14 protein-coding genes and 1 pseudogene are annotated in these 20,252 nt (G+C 71.2%); 9 read left to right on the top strand and 6 right to left on the bottom strand.

All coding sequences use genetic code 11. The features are described from left to right. Positions 1-12 precede the first annotated feature (12 nt). Positions 13-1,032 carry a Gfo/Idh/MocA family protein gene (locus ACTWQE_RS24345; protein ID WP_443331168.1) on the bottom strand — a complete coding sequence of 340 codons (1,020 nt, stop codon included), beginning with the start codon at positions 1,030-1,032 and terminating at the stop codon, positions 13-15. Positions 1,033-1,484: 452 nt separating this feature from the next. Beyond that, positions 1,485-2,411, bottom strand: coding sequence for a sugar phosphate isomerase/epimerase family protein (locus ACTWQE_RS24340; RefSeq protein ID WP_443331167.1), 927 nt, complete (start codon positions 2,409-2,411; stop codon positions 1,485-1,487). A gap of 272 nt (positions 2,412-2,683) precedes the next feature. Here ACTWQE_RS24340 and iolC point away from each other — a divergent pair, with 272 nt between their 5' ends. The 8 genes from iolC (at position 2,684) to ACTWQE_RS24300 (ending at position 13,715) form a co-directional block, all read left to right on the top strand. Continuing rightward, on the top strand, positions 2,684-3,673 hold the full coding sequence (gene iolC / locus ACTWQE_RS24335) for a 5-dehydro-2-deoxygluconokinase (RefSeq protein ID WP_443331166.1): 990 nt from the start codon (positions 2,684-2,686) through the stop codon (positions 3,671-3,673). Positions 3,674-3,735: 62 nt separating this feature from the next. Then, positions 3,736-4,623, top strand: a complete 888-nt coding sequence (locus ACTWQE_RS24330) for a Cgl0159 family (beta/alpha)8-fold protein (RefSeq protein WP_443331165.1) — start codon at positions 3,736-3,738, stop codon at positions 4,621-4,623. Positions 4,624-4,652: 29 nt separating this feature from the next. After that, positions 4,653-5,558 carry a 5-deoxy-glucuronate isomerase gene (gene iolB, locus ACTWQE_RS24325; protein ID WP_443331164.1) on the top strand — a complete coding sequence of 302 codons (906 nt, stop codon included), beginning with the start codon at positions 4,653-4,655 and terminating at the stop codon, positions 5,556-5,558. Next, a complete protein-coding gene (gene iolD, locus ACTWQE_RS24320; protein ID WP_443331163.1) occupies positions 5,555-7,441 on the top strand; it encodes a 3D-(3,5/4)-trihydroxycyclohexane-1,2-dione acylhydrolase (decyclizing) in 1,887 nt (628 codons plus the stop codon). The genes iolB and iolD overlap by 4 nt, the downstream gene beginning before the upstream one ends. A 56-nt stretch (positions 7,442-7,497) precedes the next feature. Next, complete coding sequence (locus tag ACTWQE_RS24315) at positions 7,498-8,991, top strand: CoA-acylating methylmalonate-semialdehyde dehydrogenase (RefSeq protein ID WP_443331162.1); 1,494 nt, start codon at positions 7,498-7,500, stop codon at positions 8,989-8,991. 114 nt (positions 8,992-9,105) lie between these two features. Next, positions 9,106-9,846 (top strand): flavodoxin family protein, encoded by a 741-nt coding sequence (locus tag ACTWQE_RS24310; RefSeq protein WP_443331161.1) that lies wholly within the window; start codon positions 9,106-9,108, stop codon positions 9,844-9,846. 132 nt (positions 9,847-9,978) lie between these two features. Continuing rightward, positions 9,979-12,834 (top strand): alpha/beta fold hydrolase, encoded by a 2,856-nt coding sequence (locus ACTWQE_RS24305; RefSeq protein WP_443331160.1) that lies wholly within the window; start codon positions 9,979-9,981, stop codon positions 12,832-12,834. Continuing rightward, positions 12,831-13,715, top strand: a complete 885-nt coding sequence (locus tag ACTWQE_RS24300) for an ABC transporter permease (RefSeq protein ID WP_443331159.1) — start codon at positions 12,831-12,833, stop codon at positions 13,713-13,715. The genes ACTWQE_RS24305 and ACTWQE_RS24300 overlap by 4 nt, the downstream gene beginning before the upstream one ends. Positions 13,716-14,052: 337 nt before the next feature. Here ACTWQE_RS24300 and ACTWQE_RS24295 read toward each other — a convergent pair whose 3' ends face one another. Beyond that, complete coding sequence (locus ACTWQE_RS24295) at positions 14,053-14,325, bottom strand: GlsB/YeaQ/YmgE family stress response membrane protein (protein ID WP_443331158.1); 273 nt, start codon at positions 14,323-14,325, stop codon at positions 14,053-14,055. 293 nt (positions 14,326-14,618) lie between these two features. On the opposite strand from ACTWQE_RS24295, the gene ACTWQE_RS24290 reads away from it, so the two are divergent. After that, the gene (locus tag ACTWQE_RS24290; protein ID WP_443331157.1) at positions 14,619-15,047 is read left to right on the top strand and encodes an ATP-binding protein; all 429 of its coding nucleotides are present in this window, start codon (positions 14,619-14,621) and stop codon (positions 15,045-15,047) included. 226 nt (positions 15,048-15,273) lie between these two features. Here the strand turns inward: ACTWQE_RS24290 and ACTWQE_RS24285 are convergent, their stop codons facing one another. The 3 genes and pseudogenes from ACTWQE_RS24285 to ACTWQE_RS24275 all read right to left on the bottom strand — a co-directional run. Beyond that, positions 15,274-15,849, bottom strand: coding sequence for a TerD family protein (locus ACTWQE_RS24285; protein ID WP_443331156.1), 576 nt, complete (start codon positions 15,847-15,849; stop codon positions 15,274-15,276). A gap of 276 nt (positions 15,850-16,125) precedes the next feature. After that, positions 16,126-18,459, bottom strand: a complete 2,334-nt coding sequence (locus ACTWQE_RS24280) for an ATP-binding SpoIIE family protein phosphatase (protein WP_443331155.1) — start codon at positions 18,457-18,459, stop codon at positions 16,126-16,128. 941 nt (positions 18,460-19,400) lie between these two features. Then, positions 19,401-19,499 (bottom strand): annotated as a pseudogene (locus tag ACTWQE_RS24275) (RNA polymerase sigma factor); the annotation flags it as partial. Positions 19,500-20,252: the final 753 nt, after the last annotated feature.

Raw genomic sequence — 20,252 nt, 5'->3', positions numbered from 1 at the left:
TCGTCCGGGACTTCAGCGGTAGAGGGCGGGGCGCTCGACCAGAGTCGTGGCGGTGCGCTCGCCGGTGGTCTGGGCCCGTACGCCCGCCTCGCAGACCGCGGCCGCCGCGTAGCCGTCCCAGACGCTGGGGCCCTCCGTCTCACCGCGGCGGGTGGCGTCCACCCAGCGCTGCACCTCGCGGTCGTACGCGTCCGCGAATCGGGAGACGAAGTCCTGGTCGATCTCGCCGCCCCAGCGGCCCGCGGAGTTGGTGACCATGTGGTGCCCGTCGCCGATCCGCGCGCTGCCGGACTCGCCCACGGCCTCGCACTGCACCTGGTAACCGAAGCCGCAATTGACAAAGATCTCCACATCCACGACCGCGCCGCCGGAGGTTTCGAAGAGGACGAGCTGCGGGTCGCTCAGCGCCTCGGGGGCAGCGGTGGAGGGAGTCGGGCGGAGCACGGTCACGGCCGTGATCTCCTGATCCAACAGCCAACGGGTGGTGTCGATCTCGTGCACCACCGAATCGTTGATCGTCATCTGGTTGGTGAAACCCGGCGGGGTGGAGACGTTGCGGTGCCTGCAGTGCAGCATCAGGGTCCGGCCGAACCGTCCGCCGTCGAGCAGCGCCTTGAGCTTCAGGTATTCCGCGTCGTACCGGCGCATGAAGCCGACCGAGACCCGGCGGTGGCCGAGCTTCTGCTCCGCTTCCATGACCCGCAGCGCGGAGGTGGCGTCGGGGGTGAGCGGCTTCTCGCAGAGCACCGGCAGATCGTGTTCGAACGCCCGTAGGAGCGCGGCCTCGTGGGCCGGTCCGGGAGAAGCGATGAGCACCGCGTCGACCTCGGGGGCGGTCATCGCGGCGGCCGGGTCGCTGTAGGCCGTACAACCGTCGATACGGCCGGCGAGGTGATTGGCCCGCTCGGCGTCGATGTCGACGACGGCCGCGACCCGGGCGCCGCTGGTCACGTCGGTGATCCGGCGGACATGGTCGGCGCCCATCCGGCCGGTGCCGATGACGGCTACGCCGAGTGTTCCCTGCTTCGTCATGGTGTCCCTCGAGAGTCGTGTGTGATGTTTCGGTCGGCTCGGCGCCCGGCTGAAGCGTCGCCCCGATCGGGGCCCACGCCCGTAGGGTGACGCCCCTTTGCCGGTTGACGCCATGACCGCTGCCCACCGCCGTTCGCCGTCCGCTGGGTACCGTTCGCCGTCACGACCGAGACATGGTCACGGGGCCCGAGCCGTGACGTCGAGCCGCACTTGCCCGGGCCGCGGCCCCCACCGAGCCCTGCCCCGAGGCTGCGCGGGACCGAGCCCCCACCGAGCCCTGCCCCGAGGTGGCCCGGGACCGAGCCCCGACCGCGTCCTGCCCCGAGCGACCCCCCGACCGAGCCCCGTCCTGGCTCCGGCCGGGTAGCGTTCGGCCTCCGGCGTCCCCGGATCACCGCAGCCGGCCCCGCGCCGCAGAGCCCCCGCGCCGCAGAGCCCCCACGCCGCAGGGGCTACGCGCCGCAGCCGCGGAGGAAGCGGCGGGTCCGCTCGGCAATGGGAAAGGGCTTGTCCGGCGGGCACGGGTACATGTCCTGTTCGACGATCGCGAACAGATCGATTCCCAGGCCCTGCGCCGCGGCCAGTACGGGCTCCAGTTCCGGTACCCCGTTCGGCGGCTCGCACATCACCCCCCGCTGGACCGCCGGCCCGAACGGGACCTCGTTCCGGACGACGTCGGCAAGGATCTCCGGGTCGACCTGCTTGAGGTGGAGATAGCCGATCCGCTCGCCGTACGTCTCGATGAGCTTGACGTTGTCGCCGCCGCAGTAGGCGTAGTGCCCGGTGTCCAGACACAGGTTGACCAGGTCGGAGTCGGTCGCGTCGAGGAAGCGGGCGACGTTCTCCTCGCCGTCGATATGGGTGTCGGCATGCGGGTGGACCACGATCTCGAGACCGAACCGCTCCCGCACCTCGCGCGCCAGCCACTCCATGCCGCCGGCCAGATCCCGCCACTGCTCCGGGGTGAGAACAGGGCTTTCGAGCTGCTCGGCCGTCTTGTCGTCGCGCCAGAAGGCGGGGATGACGACCAAGTGCCGGGCGCCCATGGCCCGCGTCAGCTCGGCGACCCGGGCGACATGCTCCCAGGTGGAGTCCCAGACGGCCGGTCCGCGGTGCAGCCCGGTGAAGACCGTTCCGGCCGAGACCTTCAGCCCGCGGCGTCCGACCTCCTCGGTCAGCCGCGCCGGGTCGGTGGGGAGATATCCGTACGGGCCCAGTTCGATCCACGAGTATCCCGCCTGTGCGACCTCGTCCAGGAAGCGCCGCCAGGGCACCTGCCGTGGGTCGTCGGGGAACCAGACCCCCCACGAGTCAGGGGCGGAGCCGACCCGGATCCGGTCGAGAGCAGGAGACGAGGACAGGGGCGGGGTGGCTGTCATGCCGCGTAGCCTCCACCTCGCTCCCATGGGTGTCAAGAGTTCGTCCTGACATAAGGACGTAACGTCAATTCGATCAGCAGCCATCCGCCAGCGGCCATCCGCCGACGGCGATCCATCAGCGGCGGATCTCGTCAGCGGCGGATCCATTCAGCAGCGGTCCGCCACGTCCGTATGTAAGGACAAACCATTGACAGCGTCCGAGGGGCACGGCTAGACCTGTGACCGGGCCGGTCGGGCCGGGCGGTTCGGCCGAGCGAAGCGAAGGGGCGCGCATGCTGCACTCTCCCGTGGCGGAATCCTCCGTACCACCCCATCCCTACGACCTGGTCACCATGGGCAGGACCGGGGTGGACATCTACCCGCTGCAGACCGGTGTGCCCCTCGCGCAAGTCGAGACGTTCGGGAAGTTCCTCGGCGGCTCACCCGCCAATGTCGCCGTCGCGGCCGCCCGGCTCGGCCGCCGTACGGCTCTCGTCAGCCGCACCGGCGAGGACCCGTTCGGCGACTACATCCGGGAGGCGCTGCGCGGGTTCGGGGTGGACGAGCGCTGGGTGACCCCGGTGCACCGGTATCCGACCCCGGTCACTTTCTGCGAGATCTTCCCGCCCGACGACTTCCCCCTCTACTTCTATCGGCAGCCCAAGGCGCCCGACTTGGAGATCGCCGCCGACGAGCTGGACCTGGACGCGATCCGGGCGGCCCGGATCTTCTGGATGACCGGCACCGGGCTCTGCGAGGAGCCCAGCCGCGGGGCGACGCTCGCCGCCCTCGCGGCCCGCGCCAAGGCGGGCACCACGGTCTTCGACCTCGACTGGCGGCCGGTGTTCTGGCCGGGCGAGGACCCGATGAACACGGCCCGCCCGTACTACGCGGAAGCCCTCGCACATGCCACCGTCGCCGTCGGCAACCTCGACGAGTGCCAGGTCGCCACCGGCGTACGGGAGCCGGAGGCCTGCGCCCTCGCCCTGCTCGACGCGGGCGTGGAACTCGCCGTCGTCAAGCAGGGGCCCAAGGGGGTCCTCGCCGTGCACCGCGACGGCACCAGCGCCGAGGTCCCACCGGTCCCCGTGGAGGTGGTCAACGGTCTCGGCGCGGGTGACGCCTTCGGCGGGGCTCTGTGCCACGGGCTGCTCGCGGGCTGGGACCTGGAGCGCACCATGCGGTACGCCAACGCCGCCGGAGCCATCGTCGCCTCCCGCCTCGCCTGCTCCTCCGCGATGCCCACCGAGGCCGAGGTCGAGGACCTCCTGGCCCGGCCGTGACCCCGTCCGTGACCCCGGCCGGAACCGCCGTGGCCCACGAACACCCGAGAGAGAGCCCTCCTGTGACCATCCGTATCTCCGACATCGTGACGGTGCGGACCCGGCACCCCGAGGCCATCGGCGAGGCCGCCGCCCGCCGCCTCCGCAGACCCCTGATCGGTGACAGCGGCCGACTGATGATCATCGCGGCCGATCACCCCGCGCGTGGCGCCCTCGCCGTGGGCGACCGCGACCTGGCGATGGCCAACCGTGTCGACCTCCTCGAACGGCTCTGTCTGGCGCTCTCCCGCCCCGGCGTCGACGGCGTCCTCGCCACCGCCGACATCCTCGACGACCTGCTGCTGCTCGGCGCGCTCGACAACAAGGTCGTCATCGGCTCGATGAACCGCGGCGGACTGGCCGGCGCCGTCTTCGAGATGGACGACCGTTTCACCGGCCACCGTGCCCGGGACCTGGCGCGGCTCGGCTTCGACGCGGGCAAACTGCTGCTGCGGATCGACTACGACGACCCCGGCTCCCTCACCACCCTGCTGTCCACCGCCCGCACCATCGACGAGATGGCCGAGCACCGGCTGCCCGTCTTCGTCGAGCCCTTCATATCCCGCCGCGTCGCGGGGAGGGTCAGAAACGATCTGAGCGCCGGGGCCGTCACCCGGTCCATCGCCATCGCCTCCGGCCTCGCCGGCACCTCCGCGTACACCTGGCTGAAGGTGCCGGTGACCGAGAACCCGGACGACATGGCCGCCGTCATGGAGACCTCGACCCTCCCTGCCGTGCTGCTGGGCGGCGAGGTGGGCACCTCCCCGGAGGAGCAGGCCGGCGTCTACGAGAAGTGGCGCAAGGCGCTGCGGCTGCCGACCGTGCAGGGCCTGGTCGTCGGACGCTCGCTGCTCTACCCGGCCGACGGGGACGTCGCCGCGGCCGTCGACACCGCCGTCGGCCTGCTCTGAACCGCCGCACTCCCGCAGGAGACTCGAGTATGACCACCGCACCCCACCCCGGTCCCCGCCACCACCTCCCGGCCGGGAGCACGGCCGACGGGCCGTACGCGCTGCATATCGACCCCGAGCGGGCCGGCTGGGGCCACTCCGCTCTGCGGGTGCTCGAACTGCCCCCCGGCGGCAGCCACTCCTTCGACACCGGAGACAGTGAGTGGATCGTGCTGCCGCTCAACGGCGGCTGCACGGTCCTCGCCGACGGCGAGACGTTCGGACTGCACGGCCGCGACAGCGTGTTCGCCGCCGTCACCGACTTCGCGTACCTGCCGCGCGACGCCCACGCGCGGATCACCTCGGACGGGGGCGGCCGCTTCGCCCTGGCCGGAGCCCGCTGCGAGCGCCGGCTGACCGCCCGGTACGGGCCCGCCTCCGAGGTCCCCGTCGAACTGCGCGGCACCGGCAACTGCTCCCGCCAGGTCCACAACTTCGCCGCGGCGGGGGTCTTCGAGGCCGACAAGCTGATCGCGGTGGAGGTGCTGACCCCGGGCGGCAACTGGTCCTCCTACCCGCCCCACAAGCACGACGAGCACCGCCCCGGCGAGGAGTCCGAGCTGGAGGAGATCTACTACTTCGAGATCGCTCCCGCCCATGGCACGGAAGGCCTGGGCTACCAGCGCGTGACGCCCTCGGGCCCGGGGAAGGAAACGGACGTCCTCGCCGAAGTGCGCAGCGGCGACGCCGTCGTGATCCCCGACGGCTGGCACGGCCCGTCCATCGCCGCGCCCGGGCACGACATGTACTACCTCAACGTCATGGCGGGCCCCGGCGAGAAGCGGGAGTGGCTGATCCGCGACCACCCCGACCACGCCTGGATCCGGGACACCTGGCCCGGCCGGCCCGTCGATCCGCGACTGCCGCTCCATGAAGCGCCGGAGGGAACCCGATGAGCCCTACGCCCACCCGCCGACTCACCGTCGCCCAGGCCCTGGTGGAGTTCCTGGCCCAGCAGTACACCGAGCGGGACGGCCGGCGGCACCGGCTGATCGCCGCCTGCTGGGGCATCTTCGGCCACGGCAACGTCGCGGGCCTCGGCCAGGCCCTGCTCGAGACCGGCGGCGAGCGCATGCCGTACGTCCAGGGCCGTAACGAGCAGGCCATGGTGCACGCCGCCGTCGGCTACGCCCGGCAGAACGACCGGCTGTCCGCGCACGCCGTCACCACCTCCATCGGCCCCGGCGCCACCAACCTCGTCACCGGCGCCGCCCTCGCCACCATCAACCGCCTCCCGGTCCTCCTCCTGCCCGGCGACACCTTCGTCACCCGCCCGGCCGAGCCCGTCCTCCAGCAGCTCGAAGCGGCGTACGCGGGAGACGTCTCGGTCAACGACTGCCTGCGGCCCGTCTCCCGCTGGTTCGACCGGGTGGTACGCCCCGAAGCGTTGATCCCCGCCGCCCTCCAGGCCATGCGCGTCCTCGCCGACCCCGTCGACACCGGCGCGGTCACCCTCGCCCTGCCGCAGGACGTCCAGGCCGAGGCCTTCGACTGGCCGGAGGACTTCTTCGCCGAGCGGGTGTGGCACGTCCGCCGGCCCGCGCCGGACGCCTCCGCGCTCGCCGAGGCCGCCCGCGCCGTACGGGACGCCGCCCGCCCCCTGATCATCGCGGGCGGCGGGATCCACCACAGCGGGGCCGAGGACGCCCTGAAGGCGCTGGCCGACAGCACCGGCATCCCGGTCGCCTCCACCCAGGCGGGCAAGGGCTCGCTGCGCCACGACCACCCTGCCGACGTCGGAGGTGTCGGCCACACGGGCACGGCCGTCGCCGACGACCTCGCCCGCACCGCCGACCTGGTGATCGGTGTCGGCACCCGCTACAGCGACTTCACCACCGCCTCGGGCACTCTCTTCGCCGCGCCCGGGGTCCGCTTCCTCAACCTCAACATCGCGCCCTTCGACGCCCACAAGATGGGCGGCGCCGCGCTGGTCGCGGACGCCCGCGCCGGGCTGGAAGCGCTCACCGGCGCCCTGCGCGGCCACCGTGTCGACGCGGCCTACGAGGCGGAGTACCGCGTCGGCAAGAGCCGCTGGGAGGAGGCCGTCGACCGCGCGTACGCAGCGGAGGACGAGAGCGCCCGCCCCTCGCAGAGCCAGGTCATCGGCGCCCTGGACGCCGTCGTGGGCGAGGAGGACGTGATCGTCAACGCGGCGGGCTCCCTCCCCGGCGACCTCCACAAGCTGTGGCGGGCCCGCTCCCCGCGCCAGTACCACCTGGAGTACGGCTACTCGTGCATGGGCTACGAGATCCCGGCCGCCGTCGGAGTGCGCCTCGCCGCCCCCGACCGCCCGGTCTGGGCCCTGGTCGGCGACGGTACGTATCTGATGATGCCCACCGAGATCGTCACCGCCGTGCAGGAAGGCATCAACATCAACCTGGTGCTGATCCAGAACCACGGCTACGCCTCCATCGGCGGGCTCTCCGAGGAGACGGGCGCCGAGCGCTTCGGCACCGCCTACCGCTTCCGGGCGGCGGACGGCACCTTCACCGGCGACCCGCTGCCGGTGGATCTCGCCGCCAACGCCGCCAGCCTCGGGATGGCCGTGCTCCGCCCCCGCACCATCCGTGAGCTGCGGGAAGCGCTGGCCACCGCCCGTGCCTCGGACCGCCCCACATGTGTCTATGTGGAGACGGAAACAGCCGACACAGTGTCCGGCGCGCCCGCGCCACAGGCGTGGTGGGATGTGCCCGTAGCCCAGACCGCGACCCGCCCGGCAGCCGTCAAAGCCCGGGAGGAGTACGAGCGTCACGCGGCCGGCCGACGCCGCCACCTGTGAACGCCGCCGTCCGTGTACGCCGTCATCTGTGAACCTGAGGGAAAGGTCCCGATCACATGAAGACCATCGACCACTGGATCGGCGGCAAGTCCGTCGCGGGTGCGTCCGGGAACTACGGTCCGGTCACCGATCCGGCCACGGGCGTGCGGACCACCCGGGTCGCGCTGGCCTCGGTCGACGAGGTCGACGCCGCCGTCGCCGCGGCCGCGTCCGCGTTCGAGACCTGGGGCACCTCCTCGCTCGCCGCCCGTACGGCCGTGCTGTTCAAGTACCGCGAGCTGCTCGACGAGCACCGTGACGAGATCGCCGGACTGATCACCGCCGAGCACGGCAAGGTCCACTCCGACGCCCTCGGCGAGGTCGCCCGCGGCCTGGAGATCGTCGAGCTCGCCTGCGGGATCACCACCCAGCTCAAGGGCGAGCTCTCCACCCAGGTCTCGCACCGGGTGGATGTCGCCGCCATCCGGCAGCCACTCGGCGTGGTCGCGGGCATCACGCCCTTCAATTTCCCCGCGATGGTGCCGATGTGGATGTTCCCGCTCGCCATCGCCTGCGGAAACACCTTCGTCCTCAAGCCGAGCGAGAAGGACCCCTCGCCCTCGATCAGGCTCGCCGAGCTGGCCGCCCGCGCCGGACTGCCCGACGGCGTCCTGAACGTCGTCAACGGGGACAAGGTCGCCGTGGACCGGCTGCTCGAGCACCCGGACGTGGCCGCCGTGTCCTTCGTCGGCTCCACCCCGGTCGCCCGCCACATCCACTCCACCGCCTCCGCCAACGGCAAGCGCGTCCAGGCGCTCGGCGGCGCCAAGAACCACATGCTGGTCCTCCCCGACGCCGACCTCGACGCGGCCGCCGACGCCGCGGTCTCCGCCGCGTACGGCTCGGCGGGCGAGCGCTGTATGGCCGTCTCCGCGGTCGTCGCGGTCGGCCCCACCGGCGATGAGCTGGTGCGGAAGATCCGCGACCGGGCGGAGAAGATCAAGGTCGGCCCCGGCGACGACCCTGCCTCGGAGATGGGCCCCCTGATCACCAAGGACCACCGTGACAAGGTCGCCTCGTACGTCACGGGCGCGGCCGCCCAGGGCGCCGAGGTCGTGCTCGACGGCACCGGCTTCACCGTCGAGGGCTACGAGGACGGCCACTGGATCGGTCTGTCGCTGCTGGACAAGGTGTCGACGGACTCGGACGCGTACCGGGACGAGATCTTCGGCCCGGTGCTGTGCGTGCTGCGCGCGGAGACGTACGAGGAGGGCCTGAAGCTCATCAACGCCTCGCCGTTCGGCAACGGCACAGCGGTGTTCACCCGCGACGGCGGCGCGGCCCGGCGCTTCCAGCTGGAGGTCCAGGCGGGCATGGTCGGGGTGAACGTGCCGATCCCCGTCCCCGTCGGCTACCACTCCTTCGGCGGCTGGAAGGACTCGATCTTCGGCGACCACCACATCTACGGCAACGACGGCGTGCACTTCTACACCCGGGGCAAGGTCGTCACCACCCGCTGGCCCGATCCGTCCGACGGTGGCGTCGACCTCGGTTTCCCCAAGAACCACTGACGTCCGAACGGCAGAGCGCGATCACGGCCCGGCAGGACGCCGGGCCGTGTCGCGTTCCGGGCCGCGGCGTTCCGTGGTGGGCTGAGCGCCGGGGACCGACCCGAGGAGGAGACCGTGACCGCACCCGCCGACCCCGGACCGACCAAGAGGCCTCGGATCTACGACGACCTGCACGCGCTGTTCATCAACTGCTCGCTGAAGCCGTCGCCGCACACCAGCAACACCCAGGGCCTGGTCGACATCAGCCGTTCCATCATGGAGCGGGAGGGCGTGCGAGTGGACCAGATCCGCGCCGCCGACCACGACATCGCCACCGGTGTCTGGCCGGACATGACCGAACACGGCGCCGCGACCGACGAGTGGCCCCGGCTCTACGAGCGGGTCCTGGCCGCGGACATCCTGGTGCTGGCCGGTCCCATCTGGCTGGGCGACAACGGCTCGGTGACCAGACGGGTCGTGGAACGCCTCTACAGCTGCTCGTCGCTGCTCAATGACACCGGGCAGTACGCGTACTACGGGCGCGTCGGCGGCTGCCTCATCACCGGAAACGAGGACGGCGTCAAGCACTGTGCGATGAATCTCCTCTACAGCCTGCAGCACCTCGGCTATGCCATCCCCCCGCAGGCCGACGCCGGCTGGGTCGGCGACGTCGGGCCCGGCCCGTCCTACCTCGACCCGGAGTCGGGCGGACGGCAGAACGACTTCACCAACCGGAACACCACCTTCATGACGTGGAACCTGCTTCACCTCGCCAGATTCCTCAAGGACGCCGGAGGTTTCCCGGCCCACGGCAACCAGCGCTCGGAGTGGGACGCGGGCTGCCGCTTCGACTTCGAGAACCCGGAACACCGCTGACCGGCCGCGCGGGCCGAGGGCGGGCGTACCGCGTTCGCGGTATGCCCGCCGCTTTCGTACTACCGGGGGAGACGACCCGTTTCCGCCCTCCGGACCGCCGGGAAGTCACCGGACATCCGTAGGATCCGACCCATGGAACTCCGTAAGCTCCGGCCCCGGATGCCCCGACGCCGCGGACGGCTCCTCGCCGGAGCCGCCGCTGTCGCCGTCCTTGCCGGGGCCGGCACCTGGACCGCCGCCGCCACCGGCGGCGAACCCGCCGTGCACCGTCAGGACCGCATCCTCGCCATGCCCGAGTCGCCGGGCAGCGGGAAGGAGGTGCGGATCGACACCTCCTTCTTCACGTCCGGGCCCGCCTCGGACCGCAGACCCGCCGTGCTCCTCGGACACGGCTTCGGCGGCAGCAAGTACGACCTGAAGCACGAGGCCGAGGAGCTGGCGCGCCACGGTTACGCCGTACTGACCTGGTCGGCGCGCGGCTTCGGCCGGTCCACCGGCCGGATCGGCGTCAACGCCCCGGACCGGGAGGTCGCCGACGTCCGCCGGCTCATCGACTGGCTGGCGAAGAGGCCCGAGGTGCGGCTCGACGCCGACGGCGACCCGCGCGTGGGGGCGGCCGGAGCCTCGTACGGCGGTGCGATCTCGCTGCTCGCCGCCGGGTACGACCGGCGCGTCGACGCCATCGCCCCGCAGAACACGTACTGGAACCTCTCCGACGCGCTCTTCCCGGACGGCGTCTTCAAGAAGCTGTGGTCCGGGATCTTCTTCACCACCGGCTCCTTCCCGGCCGGAGCGGGGCTGGCCGGGGGCGGTGAAGCAGCGGCCGGGACCGGAGCCGCGACCGGAGCCGCACCCGCGGGCGATGAAGCCGACGCCCCCGCCGCGGGCGGTGACGACGCCCCCGCCGCGTCCGGTGACGACGCCCCCGCCGCGTCCGGCGTGCCCACCCCGCCCGCTCCCGCGGAGATCCCCGGCTGCGGTCGCTTCGAGAAGCCCCTGTGCGCGATGTACGAGCGGGTCGCGGTGGCCGGGAAGCCCGACGCGGCGGCGCGCACGTTGCTCGCCGACCGCAGCCCCTCGGCCGTCGGCGACCGCATCAAGGTCCCCACTCTGATCCTCCAGGGCCAGACGGACTCCCTCTTCCCGCTCGGCCACGCCGACGCCATGGCCAAGCGGATCGCCGCCAACGGCGCTCCCGTCTCGGTCGACTGGCTCGCGGGCGGCCACGACGGCGGTGACCAGGAGACCGACCGGGTCCGCGAGCGCGTCACCGACTGGTTCGACCGCTACCTCCAGGGCGACAAGGACGTCGACACGGGTCCGGCCTTCCGCGTCACCCGCACCGGCGGTGTCGACACCACCGACGGACGCGCCCAGCTGCGCGGTGCCTCCGGCGACCGCTACCCCGGCCTGGACGGCACCGACCCCCGTACGGTCCCGCTCATGGGCCGCGACCAACGGTTCGCCAATCCGGCGGGGGCCGGCCCGCCCGCGATCTCCAACGTGCCGGGCGCGGGCGGCCTTTCCCAGCTGTCCACGTTCGGCGTCGGCGTCTCACTCGACTTCCCCGGCCAGTACGCGCGGTTCGACTCCGCGCCCCTGCGCTCGGGGACGCGGGTGACGGGCTCGCCGACCGTGCGGGTGAAGGTCCGGGCGGACTCGGACGACGCGGTGCTGTTCGGCAAGGTGTACGACGCCGGCCCCGGCGGCAGCCAGCAGCTGCCCTCGCAGCTGGTCGCCCCGGTCCGTGTCACCGGCGCCAAGCAGGGACGGACCGTCGAGCTGCGGCTGCCCGCCATCGACCACAACTTCGAAGCCGGGCACCGGATGCGGCTCGTCCTGGCCGCGACGGACCTTGCGTACGCGTCCCCCGTCGAGCCCGCCACCTACTCCGTCTCCCTCGCAGGGAAGGGGCTGACGGTGCCGACCGCACCGGAGGTGCAGACCGCCTCCGGCGCCCTCCCGTGGTGGGTCTGGGGCCTGCCCCTGGGCAGTGCCGCCCTGGCCGCGGCGCTGCTGCTCATCGGCCGCCGCCGCACCGCCGCACCGACCCCGGACCCGGAGCTCGCGGACGTACCGCTGCAGATCACCGGTCTGAGCAAGCGGTATGCGAAGTCCGCCGACCGGTACGCGGTGCGTGACCTGTCCTTCCGGGTGGAGCGCGGCCAGGTGCTGGGGCTGCTCGGCCCCAACGGAGCGGGCAAGACCACCACCCTGCGTATGCTCATGGGCCTGATCCGCCCCGATGGCGGGGAGGTCCGTGTCTTCGGCCATGCCATCCGGCCGGGCTCTCCCGTCCTGTCCCGGGTCGGTGCGTTCGTCGAGGGAGCGGGCTTTCTGCCGCACCTCACCGGGCGGGCCAACCTTCACCTGTACTGGCAGGCCACGGGCCGGCCCCTCGAGGACGCGCACTTCGACGAGGCCCTGGAGATCGCCGGGCTCGGCGACGCCCTCGGCCGCGCGGTGCGGACGTACTCCCAGGGCATGCGTCAGCGGCTCGCCATCGCCCAGGCCATGCTGGGGCTTCCGGACCTGCTCATCCTGGACGAGCCGACCAACGGCCTGGACCCGCCCCAGATCCGCGAGATGCGCGAGGTTCTGATCCGGTACGCGGCCGCCGGGCGGACCGTCATCGTCTCCAGCCATCTTCTGGCCGAGGTCGAACAGAGCTGTACGCATCTGGTCGTGATGGACCGCGGCCTGCTGGTCAGCTCCGGGCCGGTCGCCGAGATCACCGGCAGTGGCGACACACTGCTGGTGGGTGTCGTCGGGGGCGCGCCCTCCGACGCCGCGGTGGACAAGGTCGCGGCGCTGCCGGGCGTCGGTTCGGCGGCGGGCACCACTGAGGGGCTGCTGGTGCGGCTCGACGGTGCGACCGCTGCCGAACTGCTCGTGGAGCTGGTCCGGTTGGAGATCCCGGTGGAGCGCGTGGGCCCGCACCGCCGTCTCGAGGACGCGTTCCTCACCCTGATCGGAGGCACGTCGTGACAGCACCCGTGGAGTCGCCGCGGCCGGGCGCGGCCCGGCCGGCCTCGGCACCGGGTTTCCGGGCCCGGCGGACCCTGCCGCTCCGCGTGGAGGCGATGCGTCAGCTGCGGCGCCGCCGCACGCTGGTGGTCGGCGGGACCCTGGCCGCCCTGCCGTTCATCCTGATCGCGGCCTTCGCGATCGGCGGTGAACCGGGCCGGGACAACGGCCGGGTGACGCTGATCGACACCGCCACCTCCTCCGGTGCGAACTTCGCCGCGACAGCCCTGTTCGTCTCGGCGGGCTTTCTGCTGGTCGTGCCGGTGGCGCTGTTCTGCGGTGACACGGTCGCCTCCGAGGCCGGCTGGTCCTCGCTGCGCTATCTGCTCGCCGCGCCGGTGCCGCGGACCCGGCTGCTGATCAGCAAGCTGACCGTGGCGCTCGCCTTCAGCGCCGCCGCGATGCTGCTGCTGCCCCTGGTGGCGCTGGCGGCGGGCACGGCGGCCTACGGCTGGGGCGATCTGCAGCTCCCCACCGGGGGAGCGCTGGGGACGGGAACCGCTCTTCCGCGGCTCGGGGTCGTCGTGGCGTACATCTTCGTGAGCCAACTGGTCACCGCAGCCCTGGCCTTCTGGCTGTCCACGGTGACCGACGCTCCGCTGGGCGCGGTGGGCGGCGCGGTCGGTCTGACGATCGTCGGCAATGTGCTGGACGCGGTCACCGCGCTCGGATCGTGGCGTGACTTCCTGCCCGCCCACTGGCAGTTCGCCTGGGCGGACGCGCTCCAGCCGCAGCTGGAGTGGGGCGGCATGATCCAGGGCGCCGCGGTCTCGGTGTCCTACGCCCTGGTGCTCTTCGCCCTCGCCTTCCGCGGATTCCGCGCGAAGGACGTCGTGTCCTGACCCGGCGTCGGTGTTTTTCCTGCCCCGCGTCGATGTCGTGTCCTGACCCGGCGCGGGGCGGGGTGATCCGACGACCACCGCGGCCGCACGGGGGTACCCACCGCTGGACGAGGGCGTCAGGTGCCGGAACCGCCGTACAGGCTCACTGCCGGTACGGCGGTTCGTCGGCGTAGCGGCTCACTGCGGCACCGGCTCATCGGCGCACCGACTCACTGCCGCACCGGTTCACTGCCGCACCTGGCTGAGTGCCGTACCGCTTACGGCTGCACCCGGCTTACGGCCGTACTGGCTCATCGGAGTACCGGCTCGCGCCGCACCGGTTCACTGCTTCATCGCCTCATCGGCGCTCGCGGGAGTGGCCGAACAGCAGTCGGTATCCGATCAGCAGGACCAGTGAGCCCGCGATGGCGGCGACCCACATCGCCGGGTCGTAGAAGTCCTGGTCCACGGGGCGGTCGAGGAACTGCGACGACAGCCAGCCGCCGATGAACGCCCCGGCCACACCGATGAGGGTGGTGCCGACCAGGCCGCCCGGGTCCCGGCCCGGCAGAAGGACCTTGGCGATGACTCCGGCGATGAGGCCCAGGATGATCCAACTGATGATGCTCATGTCGGGGTCCTCCCCAGGAACAGGGCGTCCAAGCCCCTTGATCCGCTTTCGGATGTCACGTCCGGACACTGGGCAGACCCATCTGATCGCCTTCATGGTTCGTTCGGTCTTCTTCCGAATCTGGCGACGCAATTGTGGTGACGCGTGGTGTCTGCCGATGACGGGGAGTAGCGTCGTGTCGAATCGCGGTTCCTGCGCTGCTCTGCACAGTGACCCGACGGCCGCATGTCTCCGCTCAGCCGGACGTGCCCGTCCGGCTGCTGGGGTCTGACGGAGGTCGAGGTGACGAAGCCATGAACGCGGACGTGGCGGATCTACCGCGCGAGCGGTTGCCGCAGGAGCGTTTGCTGGAGTTGTTGTTCGTGGGGGACGACCTGCCGGGGCTGCGGCTGCGTATCACCGAGTGTGCGGCGCGGGCGGGACTCGACGAGCCTCGCCGGAGCGATTTCGTTCTCGCCGTCCACGAGGTCGCCTGCAACGCGATCGAGCATGGTGGCGGCCAGGGTCTTCTGCTGCTCCAGCGGCGCGACGACACGCTGCGCTGCCGGGTCACGGACAACGGTCCGGGGTTCAGCGAAGAGGTGATCCCACCCGATCCACCGGGACTGCTGAGCGGTGAGGGTGGCCGTGGGCTGTGGCTGACCCGGCAGCTGACGGACCGGCTGGAGATCGCCACGGGCGCGGTCGGCGCTGTGGTCACCCTGGTCATCGGGCTGCGCTGAGCACATCGGGCCTGCGCTGACGGCGGGCGCTGAGCCCATCACCTGGGCTGAACACATCCGCCTGTGCCGAGTTCGTCTGCCTGTGGCGGCCCGAGCCGAGCCCGCCAAGCCGGAGCTGAGCCCGTCAAGCGCGAGCTGAGCCCGTCAAGCGGGCGCTGACCGGGCGCCGGGGCGGCGGCCGTCCACGATCGGCGCCGCCGCCCCGCCCGGTCTCCGCTGGCCTGCGTCAGACGTTCACGCCGAAGTCCTGGGCGATTCCGCGCAGCCCGGAGGCGTACCCCTGGCCCACGGCCCGGAACTTCCACTCCGGGCCATTGCGGTACAGCTCACCGAAGACCATCGCGGTCTCGGTCGAGGCGTCCTCGCTCAGGTCGTAACGCGCCAGCTCCTTGCTGTCGGCCTGGTTCACCACGCGGATGAAGGCGTTGCGCACCTGGCCGAAGCTCTGCTGGCGGCTCTCCGCCTCATGGATGGAGACCGGAAAGACGATCTTGTCGACCTCGGTGGGTACGGTCCCGAGGTCGACCTTGATCTGCTCGTCGTCGCCCTCGCCCGCACCGGTGAGGTTGTCCCCGGTGTGCTCGACGGAGCCCTCCGGGCTCTTGAGGTTGTTGAAGAACACGAAGTGCTGGTCCGAGGGGACCTTGCCACCACTGTTGATGAGCAGCGCGCTCGCGTCGAGGTCGAAGTCGGTGCCGGTGGTCGTACGCACGTCCCAGCCCAGGCCGACGGTGACCGCGGAGAGGCCCGGAGCCTCCTTGCTCAGTGAGACATTGCCGCCCTTGGAGAGGCTGACACCCATGGCAATCCCCTGCTCAATCCGGCGCGGGCCACGCCTCTTGACGATTTCTTTGCCCAATGGGGCAACGGGTGCGGGGCGGTCACGGTTCCCCGGCAGCCGGGTGATTCCCTGTGGCGAACGGGCGTCATGTGGAGGGTGAGACGGGACTACGGTACGTAAACGTCGGCCACACCGGCCCCGGCGCTGAGCTTCCCGCAGCCCCGTACCGGGCTCGCGGGTGGGTGCAGGAGGAACGGTCCTGGACGTCCTCCTGTCCGTTCTGGCGGGGAAGGGACGTCACTGCCGGTGCGGGACGTGATCCGCCTCATCCGCTGTGCCCGCCGTGCCCTCCTCGGTCATGTCATTCTCCTCGGACGGTACGCCCAGCTCGTACCAGACGGTTTTGCCCCTCCCGCTCGGCGAATTCCCCCAGGAAGAGGCGAGCGCGCTGACGATGATCAGCCCTCGGCCGCCCTCGGCCTGGTCCTCCTCACGGGGAATGGTCACGGGTATCGCAGGGTGGGGCGTGCTGTCCCGTACCTCTACGCGGATGTGCCGGGGGTATCTGCGCACCCTCACGTCGACATCGCTGTCACCGTGCACGAGAGCGTTCGTCACCAGCTCCGATGTCAGCATCTCCGCATCGTCGGCCATAGCGGACAGGCCCCACTCGTCCAGCCACTCCTGGAGGAGCGCACGCGCGCGTTTCACACCCTGCAGGTCGCGGTGCGGGATCTCGAGCCGGCGGGTGTACCGCTGGGCCTCCGCGGAGGGCCCCTCGTACTGCAGGAGCAGCAGCGCGGAGTCGTCGGCGTGGGTGGTGCGGCTGTGGACACTCGCGATCAGCTGATCACCCAAGGTCTCCAACTCGCCGTCGGAGGAGGCGAGTACTGCCTCGAGGGTTCCCGGGACCACTCCGCTGTCGGGGTCGACCAGACCGTTGGTGTAGAGGGTGAGCAACGAACCCGGCTCCAGGGTGAGTTCGGCAGTCCGGTAGGAGGCATTCGGGTCGATACCGAGCGGGACCCCGATATCGAGGTCCGCGCCGGGGCCACCGCCGTCCGCGGTGCGGATCAACGGGGGCGGGTGCCCGGCGGAGGCGATCTGGGCAACGCCGGTGTCGGGATCGAGCCAGACGCAGCAGCACGTGGCGAACAGGCCCGTCGCCAGGTCGATCAGCAAACGGTTCGTCCGGGTGAGCACCGTGGTGGGGTCGTGGCCCTCGCTCGCGTACGCGCGCACGGCACTGCGCAACTCCCCCATCACCACGGCCGCTGAGACGTTGTGGCCCTCCACATCACCGACCACCGCGGCGACTCCGCCCGTGGGGAGTTCAATCAGGTCGTACCAGTCGCCGCCCAGTTCGATCGCACCGGTGGTCGGCACGTACCGGCAGGTGCTGAGGACACCGGCGACCTGGGGCAGCATACGAGGCAGCATCGCCTGCTGGAGCTCCTGGGCAAGGGCGCGTCGCGCGTCGGCCGACTGCGTCCGGTCGAAGGTCTGGCCGAGCAGGGTCACCAGCGCGGTCAGAGCGGACTCCCTGGCGGCGATGACCCCCTGCCGGCGCTTGAACCCGATCGAACAGGTGCCTACGGCGCGGTCGCCGGCCAGAAGGGGCAGGATGACCCAGATATAGTCGCCGAGTTCTCCGTCGCCCTTCCTCTGGACCCTGCCGGATATTTGCTGGTCATCGGCATCGTATGTGAGCCGCCTTTTCTGGGTGACGGCATTTGTCTCGGGGGAGGGTCCGCCAAGGGGAGAGCCATTCAGAATGCGCAGAAATTCATTCGAACAGCCCGACGCGCCGACCACGCGAAGTCTGTCGGATTCTATGAGGGTGATGGCCGCGGCCGCCGCGTGGAAACCCAGGACAATCCGCTCGATGGCCAGTCTGGCGGCCTCCTCCGTACTGGCCACTGTCGTCAGGTACATGGCCAACTTCTGGAGGTGGTAAGCGGTGGGCGCAGACATCGACGCGGCGTGTTCCGGATCGTCCCGGGCCTGCGCGGCTACGTCGAGTGCTTCTTCGGAGTGCTCCTCGGGAATCACCAGCGAAACCCCGGAAGGCTTCATGGAAACACCCAGTTCGGCGAACCTTTCCAATTCTCGTGAGACGATCTCCGCCGATTCGGTCAAATAATGCATTTCAGCTTCGGTGCATTGATGGTCGAGCTGCGGCCAGATGACCGTCAGCGTGCCGAAGGGCCGGTGAATGGAACGCGAAAGCAGAGGCGCGGCAACCGCGGAGTAGGGGAACGGCGAGAGAACAGCCATTTCCGGGTGTTCTCCGAGGATTTCAGTGGAACGCGCCGTCGATACCCGACCGGATCGGTAGGCCGCAACGGACGCATACGTCTTGTCGTTCAGCGACACGCGTTCCGCCGAGCCGACCCCCAGCGGCGTCACGGCGGCCACCGCGGAGACCAGCGCCGGCTCCCCGGGTACGCGCAGGAACACGATCACTGAAGAGGCGTTGAGATCCCGCAGGCACCGGCTGGCCGTGGAAGCAAGAAACCTGTCGCGGTCGGCAACGCCGGAAGGGGCATCGAGGCTCAGAACTGCGGGGGCTTCATCGGGTCGCATATCGTCCAGCTCCCGGGGGCCGTGCACCGGAATCTCTGTCTTCACATTACCTCTGCCCCCTCCACCGGCCCACGCGCGCGGACAGGCACAGCCCCGGCTCGCACGGCCGGGCAACGGTCTTCGATCCCGCTGGTCGAGCAGTGATTCCGGGTCCGGCGTCCGGCTATTCCTCCGGCTCGGCGGCGCACATACGGGCCCGGGACAGCGGCGCACATTCGGGCCCGGGACAGCGGCGCACATTCGGGCCCGGGACAGCGGCGCGCATTCGGGCCCGGGATACAGGCCGCCGTTGCGCTGTGCCCCCTGGCCCGCCGTGACCTCGGCACGGCAGGAACGCTGTCCGATCGGTCAGCCGCTGCTCGGGGGCCAACCGGCTGTGGTCCCCTGCCCCGCGGGCTGCCCACCCAGCGGGCGGCAGCATGTGGTCGACCTGGAACCGCCGGGTTCCACCGCACTCCACCGAAAAGGAACGCCGCCGAGCAGGAACACCTCGGCCTGGCGCGGTCGCTCTCCACCGACAGGCGGCTGCCCGATGGCCTGGTGGTCCCGGGGGGAACTCTCGCAACTGTCTGTACGGTCAACGCCGTTAGAGGACCACTGCACACGAGACAGCAACGCCGCACGGTCCACGGCGGCTCAGGGACGGGTCGGCCGGTTACGCCTGCGGGGCCGGGGCGGCACACGCCGTAAGGGGCATAGCCGACCGCGCTTCGCTTCGCCCCGCCCCGTTCCGATCCGCCACGTGACGGGCGCCGACTGAGGGCCTTGGAGGGCTGGGGAATACGCAGCGCCCGGCGTGCCCTGGCCGCCGAGGGGGCGGCGGGGCCCGCAGGCACGGGGCCGCGGCTCAGCGCGGCCGGTCAGCCGGTGGCAGTCCCCGGCTCCTGCCGGGTTTGTCGACCATGGCACGCTCCAGGACGGCGCTGGCGTACACGGGGTGTCTGCCGTCCCGCGTTCCGTGTCCTTCGTGAGGTCTGGCGCTCGCCGCCGGTCAGCCGGAAGGCATGGTTGTAGACGGTCCGCGCGTACCGCTCGTAGAGCTCCGCGAACGCCTCGCGGTCACCCGCCCGAATCGGTGCACGCATGCACTCTCCACGTGCTGTTTCGCCTCACACCCCTCACCTCTCCGCGAGGCGCGGACAGTTCCCGTGCCCTACGTCACACCCTCGGCCGGTCCCACTGAACTTGGGGGCGTGCCCGTCGCCTGTGCGGCGGGCCCTTCATCCCCGGGTGCAGTGTCCCGAGCCCACCGGCCACCGAACGCCACGGCGCGCTGCTCGCGCGGGCGGGACCCCCGGACCGGCTGCGCCGATTCCGAGGGAACTACCGGCATGGCCCGGCCGTGTGCGATCCCCTGGGCGTACCGGCCCCGTCCGGATGCGGCGTCGGCGCCTGCCCTCTCTGCCGGCAACCCATCGGCAGCGGAGGCATCACCTGCACCATGCCGCCCGCCCTGCCGCCGAAACCGGGAACGCGCTCCTGTGCTGTGCGGTCCCCACCAGCGACCTCCGCATCCCGCTGTAGCCCGCCGATCGATCGACGTGCCGGGATGCACGGCGATCAACGCATGTCGGCCCCGCCCCCTACGCGGACGCGGGCATCGGCTCCGGTTGCTCCGGCCACCCTCGCCCGCCGACTGCCTGTCGGCGCTTATGGCCTCACTACGCCGCCCCCGCTACTGTGCCCCCTGGCCAGCAGAAAAGCCCTCCGTGAGGGAGGGCTGATCGCGGATCGTCGAGTGCGCCCCCGGCAGGACTCGAACCTGCGGCCAAGTGCTTAGAAGAGAGTGATTCTCTTCGGCGCGATCAAGGCCCTGACCTGCGGCTGAGCGGGACGTA

The sequence above is a fragment of the Streptomyces sp. 8N706 genome (assembly GCF_052245415.1).
Taxonomy (GTDB): Bacteria; Actinomycetota; Actinomycetes; order Streptomycetales; family Streptomycetaceae; genus Streptomyces.
This window is presented reverse-complemented; position numbering and strand designations above follow the sequence as displayed.